This window comes from Herbaspirillum seropedicae (assembly GCF_001040945.1).
Lineage (GTDB): Bacteria > Pseudomonadota > Gammaproteobacteria > Burkholderiales > Burkholderiaceae_D > Herbaspirillum > Herbaspirillum seropedicae.
The window spans coordinates 3,600,510-3,615,163 of sequence record NZ_CP011930.1; the positions used below are offsets into that span (position 1 = coordinate 3,600,510).

The 14,654-nt window shown below is 63.4% G+C and carries 12 protein-coding genes; 3 read left to right on the forward strand and 9 right to left on the reverse strand.

The annotated features are described in order from the left end of the window. Positions 1 to 14 precede the first annotated feature (14 nt). The 3 genes from iscU to iscR form a co-directional block, all read right to left on the reverse strand. On the reverse strand, positions 15 to 413 hold the full coding sequence (gene iscU / locus ACP92_RS15735) for a Fe-S cluster assembly scaffold IscU (RefSeq protein WP_008330359.1): 399 nt from the start codon (positions 411 to 413) through the stop codon (positions 15 to 17). 84 nt (positions 414 to 497) lie between these two features. Next, positions 498 to 1,751 (reverse strand): IscS subfamily cysteine desulfurase, encoded by a 1,254-nt coding sequence (locus ACP92_RS15740; protein WP_013235092.1) that lies wholly within the window; start codon positions 1,749 to 1,751, stop codon positions 498 to 500. A gap of 16 nt (positions 1,752 to 1,767) precedes the next feature. Next, positions 1,768 to 2,262 carry a Fe-S cluster assembly transcriptional regulator IscR gene (gene iscR, locus ACP92_RS15745; RefSeq protein ID WP_013235093.1) on the reverse strand — a complete coding sequence of 165 codons (495 nt, stop codon included), beginning with the start codon at positions 2,260 to 2,262 and terminating at the stop codon, positions 1,768 to 1,770. Between the two features lie 304 nt (positions 2,263 to 2,566). Here iscR and ACP92_RS15750 point away from each other — a divergent pair, with 304 nt between their 5' ends. Further along, positions 2,567 to 3,334 (forward strand): FadR/GntR family transcriptional regulator, encoded by a 768-nt coding sequence (locus ACP92_RS15750; protein ID WP_048348595.1) that lies wholly within the window; start codon positions 2,567 to 2,569, stop codon positions 3,332 to 3,334. Between the two features lie 333 nt (positions 3,335 to 3,667). Beyond that, the gene (gene kdgD, locus ACP92_RS15755; RefSeq protein WP_013235095.1) at positions 3,668 to 4,588 is read left to right on the forward strand and encodes a 5-dehydro-4-deoxyglucarate dehydratase; all 921 of its coding nucleotides are present in this window, start codon (positions 3,668 to 3,670) and stop codon (positions 4,586 to 4,588) included. Positions 4,589 to 4,764: 176 nt separating this feature from the next. On the opposite strand, the gene ACP92_RS15760 is transcribed toward kdgD, so the two are convergent. From ACP92_RS15760 to ACP92_RS15775, 4 genes are all read right to left on the reverse strand, one after another. Continuing rightward, positions 4,765 to 6,555 carry a methyl-accepting chemotaxis protein gene (locus ACP92_RS15760; protein WP_013235096.1) on the reverse strand — a complete coding sequence of 597 codons (1,791 nt, stop codon included), beginning with the start codon at positions 6,553 to 6,555 and terminating at the stop codon, positions 4,765 to 4,767. Between the two features lie 291 nt (positions 6,556 to 6,846). Next, positions 6,847 to 7,944 (reverse strand): lactonase family protein, encoded by a 1,098-nt coding sequence (locus tag ACP92_RS15765; protein WP_013235097.1) that lies wholly within the window; start codon positions 7,942 to 7,944, stop codon positions 6,847 to 6,849. Positions 7,945 to 8,048: 104 nt separating this feature from the next. Then, positions 8,049 to 9,617 (reverse strand): galactarate dehydratase, encoded by a 1,569-nt coding sequence (gene garD / locus ACP92_RS15770; RefSeq protein WP_013235098.1) that lies wholly within the window; start codon positions 9,615 to 9,617, stop codon positions 8,049 to 8,051. A gap of 75 nt (positions 9,618 to 9,692) precedes the next feature. Beyond that, entirely contained in the window at positions 9,693 to 11,036 is a 1,344-nt protein-coding gene (locus ACP92_RS15775) for an MFS transporter (RefSeq protein WP_041310981.1), read from the reverse strand. A gap of 391 nt (positions 11,037 to 11,427) precedes the next feature. Here ACP92_RS15775 and ACP92_RS15780 point away from each other — a divergent pair, with 391 nt between their 5' ends. Continuing rightward, the gene (locus tag ACP92_RS15780) at positions 11,428 to 12,492 is read left to right on the forward strand and encodes a permease (RefSeq protein WP_013235100.1); all 1,065 of its coding nucleotides are present in this window, start codon (positions 11,428 to 11,430) and stop codon (positions 12,490 to 12,492) included. 6 nt (positions 12,493 to 12,498) lie between these two features. Here ACP92_RS15780 and mnmH read toward each other — a convergent pair whose 3' ends face one another. Both mnmH and selD read right to left on the reverse strand, forming a co-directional pair. Further along, positions 12,499 to 13,590, reverse strand: coding sequence for a tRNA 2-selenouridine(34) synthase MnmH (mnmH, locus tag ACP92_RS15785; protein ID WP_013235101.1), 1,092 nt, complete (start codon positions 13,588 to 13,590; stop codon positions 12,499 to 12,501). Next, positions 13,590 to 14,636, reverse strand: coding sequence for a selenide, water dikinase SelD (gene selD / locus ACP92_RS15790; RefSeq protein ID WP_013235102.1), 1,047 nt, complete (start codon positions 14,634 to 14,636; stop codon positions 13,590 to 13,592). The genes mnmH and selD overlap by 1 nt, the downstream gene beginning before the upstream one ends. Positions 14,637 to 14,654 lie beyond the last annotated feature (18 nt).

Sequence of the window (14,654 nt, forward strand, 5' to 3'; positions counted from 1 at the left end):
TCGGAAAGGGCCGCTCAGGCAGCCTTCTGTTCCGCGCCGTGCTTGGCCTTGTAGTCCTGCACCGCTGCCTTGATGGCGTCTTCGGCCAGGATCGAGCAGTGGATCTTCACCGGCGGCAGCGCCAGTTCTTCGGCGATCTGGGTGTTCTTGATGGACAGCGCTTCGTCCAGGGTCTTGCCCTTGACCCATTCGGTCACCAGGGAAGACGAGGCGATGGCCGAACCGCAGCCATAGGTCTTGAACTTGGCATCCTGGATGACGCCATCGGCGCCCACCTTGATCTGCAGCTTCATCACGTCGCCGCAGGCGGGCGCGCCGACCATGCCGGTACCCACGGTCTCGTCACCCTTTTCGAAGGCGCCGACGTTGCGGGGGTTTTCATAGTGGTCGAGTACTTTTTCCGAATAAGACATGTTCTTGCTCCCTAGATGATGGTTTCCTCCATCGCCCTTGCCCTGCTCTACTGCGGCTGCTGGCGATGGCTGGCAAAGTCCTGGTTAGTGGGCCGCCCACTGGATGGTGGACAGGTCCACGCCGTCCTTGTACATGTCCCACAGCGGGGACAGCTCGCGCAGCTTGCCGACCTTGCTCTTGATCAGCGCGATGGTGAAATCGATGTCTTCCTCGGTGGTGAAGCGGCCGATGGTGAAGCGGATCGAGCTGTGCGCCAGTTCATCGCTGCGGCCCAGGGCGCGCAGCACGTAGGACGGCTCCAGGCTGGCCGAGGTGCAGGCCGAACCGGATGAGACGGCGATATCCTTGATGGCCATGATCAGCGACTCACCTTCCACGTAGTTGAAGCTCACGTTCAGGTTGTGCGGCACGCGGTGCTCCATGTCGCCGTTGATGTAGGTCTCTTCGATCTCTTGCAGGCCCTTGGCCAGGCGGTCGCGCAGCGCGCGGATGCGGGCCAGTTCGCTGTCCATCTCTTCACGGGCCAGGCGGAAGGCTTCACCCATGCCGACGATCTGGTGCGTGGCCAGGGTGCCCGAGCGCAGGCCGCGCTCGTGTCCACCGCCGTGCATCTGCGCTTCGATGCGCACGCGCGGCTTGCGGCGCACGTACAGCGCACCGATGCCCTTGGGACCATAGCTCTTGTGGGCCGAGAAACTCATCAGGTCGACCTTCCAGTTTTCCAGATCGATCTTGACCTTGCCGGTCGCTTGCGCGGCGTCGCTGTGGAAGATGATGCCTTTGGAACGGCAGAACTCGCCGATCTCCGGCACCGGCTGGATCACGCCGATTTCGTTGTTGACCAGCATGACCGAGACCAGGATGGTGTCCGGACGCACGGCTGCGGCGATCTGTTCGACCGTCACCAGGCCGTTGTCCTGCGGCTGCAGGTAGGTCGCTTCGAAACCGATGCGCTCCAGCTCGCGGAAGGTGTCCAGCACCGCCTTGTGCTCGGTCTTGACGGTGATGATGTGCTTGCCCTTGGACTTGTAGAACTGCGCTGCGCCCTTGATGGCCAGGTTGTTGCTCTCGGTGGCGCCGGAGGTCCAGATGATCTCGCGCGAATCGGCGTTGACCAGCTTGGCCACTTCTTCACGTGCCTCTTCCACGGCCTTCTCGGCGGTCCAGCCATACATGTGGCTGCGCGAGGCGGGATTGCCGAACTGCTCGCGCAGGTAGGGGATCATCTTGTCGGCCACGCGCGGATCGACCGGGGTGGTCGCCGAGTAATCCATGTAGATCGGGAAGTGCGGAGCCTTGATGGTCTCCAGCAGGCTTTTTTCCAGGGGTGCGTTCATGTGTGCTTGCTCCAAATCAGGCTGCGGCTTGCGGGCGGTGCATCACCACCACGCTCTGCGAGTCGGCGGCACGGTGTTCCGCCGGCTTGGGTTCTTTTTGCTGGTCGACCAGATCCTGGAGCGACACCGAATCCAGGTACTCGACCATCTTTTCGTTCAGGGTGGACCACAGGTCATGCGTCATACAGCGTGCGCCGCCGGGATGCGAAGCGCTGTGGCAATTTTCCTTGCCGCCGCACTGGGTCGCATCCAGCGGTTCGTCCACCGCGATGATGATGTCGGCCACCGAGACATCGGCGGCCTTGCGGGCGAGGTTGTAACCACCGCCAGGCCCCCTCACGGACTCGACGATCTGGTGCCGCCGCAACTTGCCGAACAACTGCTCCAGATATGATAAAGAAATTTCCTGGCGCTCGCTGATGGCCGACAACGTGACGGGACCCTTGCCCTGGCGCAAGGCCAGGTCAATCATCGCCGTGACGGCAAAACGACCTTTGGTGGTTAGACGCATGAATTCCGCTCCAGAAACAAGTGAACCGATTGGCCCTGAATTCCCGAATATTTGAGTCAAGTATAGCAAACCCGAGTAATTCTGTCAGGTACAAGCACCGACCCAGATCATCATTCCTTCATATTGCGGTGAAACTTGTCTGACCTCCTCCGCAAATTGCGCTAATCTCACGCTTTGGGCCGGCATGTTCAGGATTGGCCACTTATCGATCTGGTAAGATGTGCCGAACTTTTCCATCAGGCGTCATGCGGACTGACCGAACAACCACAAGCCCGGTCCGCGCCGCCACTCAAACTAGAACGATATGGATGTAAGCGATACCCCCAACCCCCTGCTGCGCCCGCGCCGCAAGCCACAGAGCCTGTCGCAGGAGGTGGTGGCCGCGCTGACCGCGATGATCAGCAATGGCAGCCTCACGCCCGGAGACAAGCTGCCCACCGAATCCGAGATCATGCAGACCCAGGGCGTGTCGCGCACCGTAGTGCGCGAAGCCATCTCGCGCCTGCAGGCCGCCGGCCTGGTGGAAACCCGCCACGGCATCGGCACCTTCGTGCTGGAGGCCAAGAAAGGCGGCAACATCAACATCGATCCGGCCACCATCACCACCATGCGCGACCTGCTGGCGCTGCTGGAGCTGCGCATCAGCCTGGAAACCGAAATCGCCGGCCTGGCCGCGGCCCGCCGCACCGAGGAACAGCTGCAGGAAATCCGCGAGGCGCTTGATCTGTTCCGCGCCAACCAGCAAGGCGGCGGCGACACCGTGGGGCCGGATTTCCGCTTCCACTTCGCCATCGCCAACGCCACCGGCAACCGCTACTTCATCGAGATCATCAGCCACCTGGGCATGGGCGTGATCCCGCGCAAGCGCATCAACACGGCCGAGCTGGCCCATGACCAGCAAGCCAGCTACCTGGACCGGGTGCAGCGCGAGCACGAAGACATCTATGAAGCCATTGCCCGCGGCGACGCCGAGGCCGCCCGCGCCGCCATGCGCAACCACCTCACCAACAGCCGCGAACGCCTGCGTCGCGCGCAACAGGAAGCCGAATCGGGCAGCGCCAGCGCGGCCTGATCGGCACACCCACGCTGCTCCGGTTCACCGCAGGACCGGGACAGCGTGGGACTTGGCAAGGTGCTTTCCTCCTGCATCTCCCCTTCAGCCTCCTTCCCCGGCCCTACCCCCTCCTGCCGCCTCTCCTGCCCAGGACAGCGCTCGTCATCCCCTCCATTAGCACGCATCAAAGCGCGGCAAAAAAGTGCTGGATTTCTGAAATCTTATGTTGTACGATGACTGATATCCTGATCGGATAGAGATCTAGAGACACACCGAGCAGCAGAGCAACAGAGCATTGGTAGCCATTCCAATCCTTCCCATTTCCAATTCTTAACGGCGTCGAGCGAAAACATGTCCCAGTACACTCCCCAAGACCTCAAACAGATCCTCTCTTCCGGCCTGCTGTCGTTCCCGCTGACCGACTTCGACGAGCAGGGCGACTTCCGCCCGAAGACCTATATCGAGCGCCTGGAATGGCTGGCTCCGTACGGCGCCAGCGCCCTGTTCGCCGCCGGCGGCACGGGTGAATTCTTCTCGCTGGTCCCGGGCGAGTATTCGGACATCATCCGCACCGCCGTCGACACCTGCCGTGGCAAGGTGCCCATCATCGCCGGCGCGGGCGGCTCCACCCGCGCCGCCATCGCCTATGCCCAGGAAGCCGAGCGCCTGGGCGCGCACGGCATCCTGCTGATGCCGCACTACCTGACCGAAGCCAGCCAGGACGGCATCGCCGCCCACGTCGAGGCGGTCTGCAAGTCAGTCAAGTTTGGCGTGATCATCTACAACCGCGCCGTCTGCAAGCTCAACGCAGACACCCTGCAGAAGCTGGCGGACCGTTGCCCCAACCTGATCGGCTTCAAGGATGGCATCGGCGAGATCGAGCCTATGGTCCACATCCGCCGCAAGCTGGGCGACCGCTTCACCTACCTGGGCGGCCTGCCGACCGCAGAGGTGTATGCAGCGGCCTACAAGGCGCTGGGCGTGCCGGTGTATTCCTCGGCGGTGTTCAACTTCATCCCCAAGACCGCCGTGGAGTTCTACCAGGCCATCGCCAAGGAAGACCATGACACCGTGGGCAAGCTGATCGATGAATTCTTCCTGCCCTACCTGGCCATCCGCAACCGCAAGGCTGGCTATGCCGTGTCCATCGTCAAGGCGGGCGCCCGTATCGCCGGCCATGACGCCGGTCCGGTGCGTACCCCGCTGACTGATTGCACGCCTGAAGAGCACGAAGAACTGGCCGCACTGATGAACAAGCTCGGCCCGCAATAAGCGTCTGCCGTAGCCGCAAGAACCAAGGGCCGCCAGAACAGGGCGGCCCTTTTTGCATCCGCTGCCTGGCTAGCGGACTTGACGGACCTGGCCGCATGGCAGGCAGACAGACGAAAAAAAACCTCCGCAGCAGGATCGCTGCGGAGGTTTTTACCTGTAGAGCAAAGACGCCGGGCTTAGAACTCTTCCCAGTCCTGGGCGTCGTCCTTGGCGCGGCTGCTGGCCGGCTTGGCTGCAGCCTTGGGAGGCGCTGGCGGCAGCTTGGGCGCGCTCTTGGGAGCTGACGCAGGAGAGGACGGCGCCGCCGCTGTCACCGCTGGAGCGGCAGGCGCCGCCACTTGCGGCGTCGTCACGGGCCGGGCCGCCGGGGCTGCGCGCGGCTTGGAAGCCGGCTTGCCCGCCGGCGCGACCTGGTGCGCCTCGATCTTGAAGATGCTCACTGCACCGACCAGGTTGGTCGCCTGCGCCTGCAGGGACTGGGCCGCAGCGGCCGCTTCTTCCACCAGCGCAGCGTTCTGCTGGGTCACTTCGTCCATCTGCGTGATGGCGCGATTGACCTGTTCAATCCCGGTGCTCTGCTCACGGCTGGCTTCGGCGATCTCGCCGACGATGTCGGTGACGCGCTGCACGCTGGTGACCACTTCACTCATGGTCGCACCGGCCTGCTCGACCAGCTGGCTGCCGGCCTCGACCTTTTCCACCGAGTCATCGATGAGCGACTTGATTTCCTTGGCGGCGGCCGCCGAGCGCTGGGCCAGCGAACGCACTTCCGACGCCACCACGGCAAAGCCGCGCCCTTGCTCGCCAGCGCGTGCCGCTTCCACGGCGGCGTTCAAGGCCAGGATGTTGGTCTGGAAAGCAATGCCGTCGATGACGCTGATGATGTCCACGATCTTGCGCGAGGAATCATTGATGGCCTGCATGGTATCAACCACCTGGGAGACCACCTCGCCGCCCTTGCTGGCGGTGGACGAAGCCGAATGCGCCAGCTGGTTGGCCTGCAAGGCGTTCTCGGCATTCTGCTTGACGGTGCCGGTCAGTTCTTCCATCGAGGCGGCGGTCTCTTCCAGCGAGCTGGCCTGTTGCTCGGTCCGCGAAGACAGGTCCATGTTGCCCGCCGCGATTTCCTTGGCGCTGGTGTCGATGCTGTCGGAGCTGCTGCGCACGCGCGAGACGGTGGTCAGCAAGGCTTGCTGCATGCTGCGGATGGCCGAGAACAGACGGCCGATCTCATTGCTGCTTGCCACTTCCACCTTGGTGGTCAGGTCGCCATTGGCCACCAGGTCCAGTAGGTGGACAGCGCGGTTGAGCGGTGTGAGGACGATGTTGCGCAACAGGAAATGCACGCCCACCACCAGGAACATGGCGCCGATCAGGCCGGTCACGACCAGCCAGACCACCAGGTTGTATTCACGCTGGCGTTGGGTAGTGACATTGTCATTGAGCTCCATCGCCCGCTTCTGGTACGCATCCAGGGCGGTCGAGAAACGCGCGCCACCCTTGCTGATGAAGTTGTTGTTGAGCTGGGAGTAGCCGGCCGCGTCGCCTGCCTTGAGCAGGTCGGTGGCCTTCTTCAGGACCTCGTTCAATGCCTTGGCGGATTCGAGGAGCTCGGTCTTGGTCGCCGGATCCTGTCCCTCCAGATCGGGCAGCTTGGCATACTCGTCGAGGTATTTCAGGCTGCGCTCATAAGTCATCTCTGCGCTCTTCAACGCAGAATCGATCACCGCCTGGTCACCCTTTTCCATCAGGGTCGCATACATGCGCCCGTGCGCTGCACGCGTGCGGGTGGTGTCCTTGTATGCATCGTTGATCAGCAAGGCGCGCTCGGTGATCTCATGGACATATTCCGTGGCGTGGTTGGCCCGGCCAAGGGCAAAGATACCGACCCCAGCGCCTACCACGATCATGCATGAAAACAGCGCAAGCGCGCTCATCAGGCTGAAGCGAACCGTCAGATTCCGCATTCCCTCTCTCCGCTTAGTTTTTGTACAACACAAGAAATGAATTATTGCCCCGACGATACATCAGCCCCCGTCTCCCCCATAAGACGGCAAACTGACCAAAACCACCCCTATTTCCCGGATAGGGCGGTCAGCGCCTGACCTTGCGCCATTGTGCAGCGGTCAGGAAGTGACCTGCCTGTTTTGGATCAAGCATATGAAAGATTGCACAAAAACAGACTTATCGGAAAGGCAAGTCCCTTCGTCCGCTCAGGGCCGGAACATGGCGGAGAGCCAACTCCGGCCCCGAGGCGATCAGGGCAGGTCGATGATCTCGACCCAATTCGGATTGCGGCCCAGGGTATAGCGGAACAAGGGCGTCAGCGTCCCGCTGGCGGCATCGATGGCATAACTGGTCAGGCCAGCCTTTTGCCCGACGGCGAGCAGGTAGCGCCCTTGCGGGTCGATGTTGAAAGCCCGTGGCTGGGTTTCGGTGGGGATGTTGAGGATGCGGGTCAGCTTGCCGCTGGCGCGGTCCACGCGGTAGCCGGTGAGGGTGTTGGAGGTGCGCTCGGTGGCATAGAGGAAGCGACCATCCGGGGTCAGGTGCAGGTCGGCAGCGGCCAGTTGTTCGCTGCTCTGGAAGCCTTCCGGCAAGGCCGAGTCACTGCCCAGCAGGGTCAGCGTGCCAGCCTGGCGGTCATAGGCATAGGTGCTGACGGTGGCGTCGAGTTCATTGGCGCAATAGAGGAAACGCTGGTCGGGCGAGAACACGAAGTGACGCGGACCGGCCCCGGCCTTGCTCGCCACCGAGGGCGGCGTATTGGGCGTGACCGCGCCAGAAGCAGGATCGAAACGGTATTGCAGGATCACGTCACTGCCCAGGTTGCTGGCAAAGACGAAGGCATTGGCAGGATCGACCTGCACCGAGTGGGCGTTCTTGCCAGTGGGAATCACCGCCAGCGGCGGCGTCTGCACGGCGCCGTCGCTGCCGATGGCATTGACCGAGATCTTGTTGCCGAAGTAGGACGCCGCCAGCAGGTAGCGACCGCTGCGGTCGGTGGCGATATTGGCCATGTTGTCGGCCAGCGGCGCCTTGGACAACGCCTTGAGCTTGCCGCTGGCGGGATCGATGGCATAGCTGGCCACCGCATACGGCTCGCGGCGCAGGGACGCATAGAGGTATTTGCGGTCAGGGCTGATGGCCAGCGGCATCACGGTGCTGCCGGTATCGACCTTGTCGATCAGGTTGACGCTGCCATCGTTGTTGAGTCGCAGGACGTAGATGTCCTGGCTGTCGGCATGGGAAACGTAGGCGATGGTGGCGGCACCGGCATGGCTGGTCGCCAGGCTGAGGGCGGAGGTGGCAATCAAGGTGGCGAGGCGGGAAGAAGGGGGAAGGCTGCTGCTCATGCTGTCTCCTGGCGAACCATATTGTTGTGGGCGTACGGATGAAACAAGTAACAAGTAGCAAGTGAAGAACAAAAAAGGACCCGCAAGCGGGCCCCAAGGGAGGATCAGGTCACCGGCGCCGGGTTGAACAGGGTCAGCGCATTGTGCAGCTTCCATTGCTCGGCCCAGGTGCGCTTCTTGCCGCTGGCCACGTCCAGCATCAGCTGGAACAGCTCCCAGCCGACATCTTCGATGCTGGCCTCGCCGCTGGCGATGCGGCCGGCGTTGACGTCCATCAGGTCATGCCAGCGCCGCGCCAGATCATTGCGGGTGGCGACCTTGATGACCGGCACCGCGGCCAGGCCATAGGGCGTGCCGCGGCCCGTGGTGAAGATGTGAAGATTCATGCCGGCAGCCAGCTGCAGGGTGCCGCAGATGAAGTCGGAGGCCGGCGTGGCCGCGTAGATCAGGCCCTTCTGCTGCAGCTTGTCGCCCGGCGAGAGCACGCCCGAGATGGGGCTGGAACCCGACTTGACGATGGAGCCCATGGCCTTCTCGACGATGTTGGCCAGGCCGCCCTTCTTGTTGCCGGGAGTGGTGTTGGCACTGCGGTCCACGCCGCCTTGCTTGAGGTAATTGTCGTACCAGTCCATCTCGCGGATCATGGCCTGGGCCACTTCTTCATTGACTGCGCGCGAGGTCAGCTGGTCGATGCCGTCGCGCACCTCGGTCACTTCCGAGAACATCACCGAGGCGCCGGCGCGCACCAGCAGGTCGGTGGCGAAGCCCACCGCCGGGTTGGCGGTCACGCCCGAGAAGGCATCGCTGCCGCCGCACTGCACGCCCACCACCAGGTCGGAGGCCGGGCAGGTTTCGCGGCGGCGCTTGTTGAGCTCGGTCAGGCGCGCCTCGGCCATGTTCATGATGGAATCGATCATGGAATTGAAGCCGACGTGTTCCGCATCCTGCAGACAGACCACATAAGGCTCGCCTTGCTTGTGGATGGGGATCATGTTTTCCGGCAGCAGGCGATTGGGCTGCAGCTTTTCGCATCCCAGGCTGACCACCATGGCCTGGCCGCCGAAGTTGGGGTTCAGGCTGATGTTGCGCAAGGTGCGGATGGGGATGCCGGCATTGGGCGCATCGATGGCCACGCCGCAGCCATAGGTGTGTTCCAGCGCCACCACGTCTTCCACGTTCGGATACTTGGGCAGCAGCTCGGCACGGATGCGCTTGACCGCATGTTCCACCACGCCTGCCACGCACTGCACGGTGGTGGTGATGGCCAGCAGATTTCGGGTGCCGACCGAACCATCGGCATTGCGATAGCCCTCGAAGGTATAGCCTTCCAGCGGCGGCTGTGGTGCAGGCTTTTTGGTCGCGATGGGGAGGTTGTCGAGCTCACGGGCGGGCGGCATCTGCACCAGCGATTCCTCGATCCAGCCGCCCTTGGGGATGTCGCGCACGGCATAGCCGATGGCCACGTCGTAGCGCACGATGGCTTCGCCCTGCTTGAGGTCGCGCAGGGCGATCTTGTGACCTTGGGGGACACGGTCGACCAGGGTCAGACCGTCCGGGAAGACGGTGCCGGCCGGCAGTCCGCCGTCGTTGACGACAATGGCGACATTGTCGGTGTCGTTCATCATGATGTAGCGCGGGGCGGATGCCTGGCTGGCGGAAGTATCAGTGCTCATGCTGGTTCCCATACGGCTGGATGCTCAAAAAACGAAATGGCGGCGCCGCCGATGCGGTCGCCGCCGTGGCAGGATTCAGGCGTCCTTGAGTTCGACGCGCTTGATTTCCTTGACGATGACAAGATAACTGATCACGGTGACCAGTGCATTGATGCCCACGAACACCAGCGCCCCGGAGAAGGAGCCGGTTTCCTTGACGATGTAGCCGATCACGATAGGGGTGGTGATGCCGGCGACATTGCCGAACATGTTGAACAACCCGCCCGACAGACCGACGATCTGCTTGGGCGCCGTATCGGCCACCACGGCCCAGCCCAGCGCACCGACGCCCTTGCCGAAGAAGGCCAGGGCCATGATGCCCACCACCATCCACTGCGCCTCGACGTAGTTGCACAGGATCATGGTCATCGACAGCAGCATGCCGCCGACGATGGGAATCTTGCGCGCCCAGGTGACCGACAGGCCGCGCTTGATCAGGCGATCCGAGATCAGGCCGCCGACCACGCCGCCGATGAAGCCGCACACCGCCGGGATCGAGGCCACGAAACCGGCCTTGAGGATGGACATGCCGCGCTCCTGCACCAGGTACACCGGGAACCAGGTCAGGAAGAAATAGGTGATCACGTTGATGCAGTACTGACCGATATACACACCCAGCAGCATGCGGTTCGACAGCAGCTGGCGGATGTAGCCCCGGCCCTTGGTGGAGGGCGCGGCGACCTTGCGGTTATCCATGTCCACCAGACCGCCGCCGGATTCGATGTGCGCCAGTTCAGCCTGGTTGATGCGCGGGTGGTCCTTGGGGCTGTAGATGATGCGGCCCCAGATCAGGGCCAGCGCGATACCCACCACGCCCATGACGGTAAAGACATGGTGCCAGCTGTAGGTGTGAACGATCCAGGCCATCAGCGGAGTGAACAGCACCGCGGCGAAATACTGCGCCGAGTTGAAGATGGCCGAGGCCGTGCCACGTTCCTTGGTCGGGAACCAGGCCGCCACGATGCGGCCATTGGCCGGGAAGGATGGCGCTTCGGCCAGGCCCACCATGAAGCGCAGCAGGAACAGCGAGGCCACGGCGGCGGCGGTGCTCATCCACGTCACACCGGCTTGCAGGAAAGTGAAGACCGACCACAGGGCGATGCTCCACATGTAGATCTTCTTGGAACCGAAGCGGTCCAGCAGCCAGCCGCCCGGCAATTGCGCCAGCACATAGGCCCAGCTGAAGGCCGAGAAGATATAGCCCATCATCACCGGATCGAGCGAAAGCTCGGTCTTCATCGCCGAACCGGCGATGGAGAGGGTGGCGCGGTCGGCGTAATTGACCGTGGTGACCACGAACAACAGGAAGAGGATCAGATAACGGACATGTGTGGGCTTGGCTACCTCACCCGCCAGTCCACTTTGCTTGCTTTGCGCCAATTGTGTTCTCCAGGTCTCGTCTCGCCGTCGAGCTCCCGCAACGCCACGCCGAACTGCGCCTTGCACACCGCCGACAGCGGCTGGGACAGGCGCGAGAGGATACGGCTGGGAAGGGATGTCTCTTGACGTATTGTTATTTGTTTGAAATTGGGTTGTTATAAGACGTCATACAACGATGGGCAGTATAACAGGACCGGTTGCATTGGCAAGCGTCATCTGCGATGCTCCACTCGGCCTGCCGCCCTACCCCGACCTGTAGCAAAGCAGGCAAGATACGCTCTCCCTGAGCGCGCGCCGCAGGGCTAATTTGCAGAACATGAGCCTGGAAGGAGGCAGAAATGCCCATCCTTGGGTATGATGCGCGCATTTCCTGTATGCAACTTGATCTGCCATGAGCTCATTCTCCTCTCCTACACCCACCAACAAGACCTCCGCCTGGCTCAAAACTCTGCTGTTCGCGCTGGTCGCGGCGGTCGGTCTGTACTACGTAAAATGGTCGCCCTACTACGCCAAGTCCTTCGTGGCCGCTGACAAGCACAGCATCGGCGCCTCCATCCTGGCCAACGCCCCGGCGGCGCCCTGGTCGGCTGCGCTGGAGTATGCGGAAATCTACTTCCTGGCCATCTGGAAAGCGGCCGTGCTGGGCATCGTATTGGGCTCGCTGGTGCAGGTGCTGATCCCGCGCGACTGGCTGCTGCGCATGTTCGGCCGCGCCGGCCTCGGCTCCACGCTGCGCGGCGGCCTGTTCGCCCTGCCCGGGATGATGTGCAGTTGCTGTGCCGCACCGGTGGTGGCCGGCATGCGCCGCCAGCAAGTCTCCGTGGGCGCCGCGCTGGCCTTCTGGATCGCCAACCCGGTGCTCAACCCGGCCACGCTGGTGTTCATGGGCTTCGTGCTGGGCTGGCATTTCGCCGCCCTGCGCCTGGTGGCGGGCATCCTGCTGGTGCTGGGCGTGGCGCTGATCGCGCAACGGGTGGCGCAGTCCGAAACCCTGCCGCAGGCAGCGATGGACGCGCTGGCCGCCGCCGAGTACGAGCCGCTGGAGGACGGGCGTCATTTCCTGGTGCGCTGGGGCAGCAAGCTCTGGCAATTGTTCTGGACCACGGCGCCGGTCTATATCGTGGCGGTGCTGGCGCTGGGCGCGGCCCGGGTGTGGCTGTTCCCGCAGGTGGATGTGGCCATGGGCAACAGCTTGCTGTGGATCGTAGCGCTGGCGGTGGTGGGAACGCTGTTCGTGATCCCCACGGCGGCCGAGATTCCTATCGTGCAGTCCATGCTGTCCCTGGGCATGGGCGTGGGTCCGGCGGTGGCGCTGCTGATGACGCTGCCCAGCATCAGCCTGCCCTCGCTGCTGATGCTGCGGCATTCCTTCACTTCGCGGGTGCTGACGACGGTGACGCTCTTGACCATGCTCATCGGCGCGGCCAGCGGGCTGGCGGCCGTGGCCTTGCTCTGAGCGGGCCTAGGGCCGGTACTGCCGAAGGAAGTCGACCACCTCGGCCTGCCGGCCCGCAAACAGCAGGCGGGAGCGCTTGGCCTCCCGCTGGAATGCATAGATAGGATCGTAGTATTGCGCCAGCAAGGCATCGATCCAGGCACGGTGCAAGTCGACCACGCCGTCCTTTTCCTGGCGCGCCAGCGCCGTTTCCATCAGTTGCACCAGTTGCCGATAGCGCTGGTCGCCCAGGCGTTTGACCAGCTTGCCCAGCGCCGCCAGCAGATGGGCGCGATAGCGTTCAAACCCGTGGCGCGGATCCAGCGTGACATATTCATCGCACAGACCGCTGACGTAATCCCGCAGGATGCGCTCCACGCGCCCTTCCCGGCTGTCTTCCAGCCATACCATCGGCAGACTCTGCATGCGCTGGTGCAAGGCCAGCGGCAAGGCGCAGGCGCCGATCAGGCGACTTTCGTCTTCCAGCGCAAACCAGTGATGCCCCTGCGCCTGCAGCTTGATGAGGGCAATCGCCAGGCGATGCTCGAAATCGATGGGCGATGGCTGCGGGCTGGCGCGCTTGCCGAAGCTGGAACCGCGATGGTTGGCATAGGCCTCCAGGTCCAGCGCATTGTCCAGCTGCAGCAGCACGTCGGTCTTGCCGCTGCCGGTCATCCCGCCCACCACCACGAAGGCGCACTCGGCCAGGGCCTGCTCGATGGCCTCCATCAGGAAGTGACGCAGCGCCTTGTAGCCACCGGCCACGCGGGGATAGGCGATGCCAGCCTCGCTCTTCAACCACTGCTGGGTGATCTGCGAACGCAGACCGCCGCGGAAGCAATACAGGCAACCGTCCGGATGCGTCCGCGCAAAGTCCGCCCAGGCGGCAATGCGCGCCTCCTTCACGGCGCCGCTGACCAGCTGGTGGCCCAGTTCGATCGCGGACTGCTGGCCCTCTTCCTTGTAGCGCAAGCCGACCTGATGCCGTTCGCTGTCATTCATCAGCGGCAGGTTGACCGCCGTGGGAAACGCGCCCTTGCCGAACTCCACTGGCGCCCGTGCATCCAGCATGGGCGTATCGGCCAGGAACAGGTCGCGGCTGGGCTGCAGATCGGCCATCAAAGCACCTCGACGGCGTAACGCTGTCGTTCCACCAGTTCGCCGATGGGGGCCAGTTCCAGCCCCAGCGCGGCGGCGGTAGCGAGGAATTCGGGATTGGCGTCGGGCCGTACCGCGACCAGCAGGCCGCCACTGGTCTGGGGATCGCAGAGCAGGTGCTTCTGGCTTTCGCTCAAGGGGCTGATCTTGCTGCCGTAGCTCTCGAAATTACGTCCGGTGCCGCCCGGCACGCAGCCCTCGGCCAGGTAATAGGGCACACCTGGCAGGCTGGGCACCAGAGCGTGCTGGATGCGTGCGCTCACGCCGCTGCCTTCGCACATCTCCACCAGGTGGCCCAGCAGGCCGAAGCCGGTCACATCGGTCATCGCTGTGACGCCTGCCAGCTTGCCGAAGCGGCTGCCCGGCTGGTTGAGCTTGCACATCCAGTCGCGCGCCGCGCCCACCTCTTCGGCACGCAGCTTGCCCTTCTTCTCGGCCGTGGTGAGGATGCCAATGCCCAACGGCTTGGTCAGATAGAGCAGAGAACCAGCGATGGCCGTGTCATTACGCTTCATGTGACGCTTCTCGACCACGCCGGTCACGGCCAGGCCGAAGATCGGTTCAGGGGCGTCGATGGAATGGCCGCCGGCCAGCGGGATGCCGGCCGCATCGCAGGCTGCGCGACCACCGCGCACGACGTCGCGCGCCACTTCCGGCGGCAGCACATTGACCGGCCAGCCGAGGATGGCGATCGCCATGAGCGGATCGCCACCCATGGCGTAGATATCGCTGATGGCATTGGTAGCGGCAATGCGGCCGAAGTCGAAGGGATCATCGACGATGGGCATGAAGAAATCGGTGGTCGAGACCACGCCGCGTTCTTCATCGATGGCATAGACGGCAGCGTCGTCACGGGAGGCATTGCCGACCCACAGCTTGGGATCGAGATGCTGGGCGCCGCTGCCCGCGAGGATCACCTCCAGCACCTGGGGCGAGATCTTGCAGCCGCAACCGGCGCCATGGCTGTACTGGGTCAGGCGAATGGGGGCGCTAATGGAGTCGCTCATGGAAAAATCCTGGCTGAT

Bases quoted from the DNA above. Each gene is read 5' to 3' on its own strand.
- iscU (WP_008330359.1), bottom strand. From the start codon at position 413: ATGTCTTATTCGGAAAAAGTACTCGACCACTATGAAAACCCCCGCAAC.
- ACP92_RS15740 (WP_013235092.1), bottom strand. From the start codon at position 1,751: ATGAACGCACCCCTGGAAAAAAGCCTGCTGGAGACCATCAAGGCTCCG.
- iscR (WP_013235093.1), bottom strand. From the start codon at position 2,262: ATGCGTCTAACCACCAAAGGTCGTTTTGCCGTCACGGCGATGATTGAC.
- ACP92_RS15750 (WP_048348595.1), top strand. From the start codon at position 2,567: ATGGATGTAAGCGATACCCCCAACCCCCTGCTGCGCCCGCGCCGCAAG.
- kdgD (WP_013235095.1), top strand. From the start codon at position 3,668: ATGTCCCAGTACACTCCCCAAGACCTCAAACAGATCCTCTCTTCCGGC.
- ACP92_RS15760 (WP_013235096.1), bottom strand. From the start codon at position 6,555: ATGCGGAATCTGACGGTTCGCTTCAGCCTGATGAGCGCGCTTGCGCTG.
- ACP92_RS15765 (WP_013235097.1), bottom strand. From the start codon at position 7,944: ATGAGCAGCAGCCTTCCCCCTTCTTCCCGCCTCGCCACCTTGATTGCC.
- garD (WP_013235098.1), bottom strand. From the start codon at position 9,617: ATGAGCACTGATACTTCCGCCAGCCAGGCATCCGCCCCGCGCTACATC.
- ACP92_RS15780 (WP_013235100.1), top strand. From the start codon at position 11,428: ATGAGCTCATTCTCCTCTCCTACACCCACCAACAAGACCTCCGCCTGG.
- mnmH (WP_013235101.1), bottom strand. From the start codon at position 13,590: ATGGCCGATCTGCAGCCCAGCCGCGACCTGTTCCTGGCCGATACGCCC.
- selD (WP_013235102.1), bottom strand. From the start codon at position 14,636: ATGAGCGACTCCATTAGCGCCCCCATTCGCCTGACCCAGTACAGCCAT.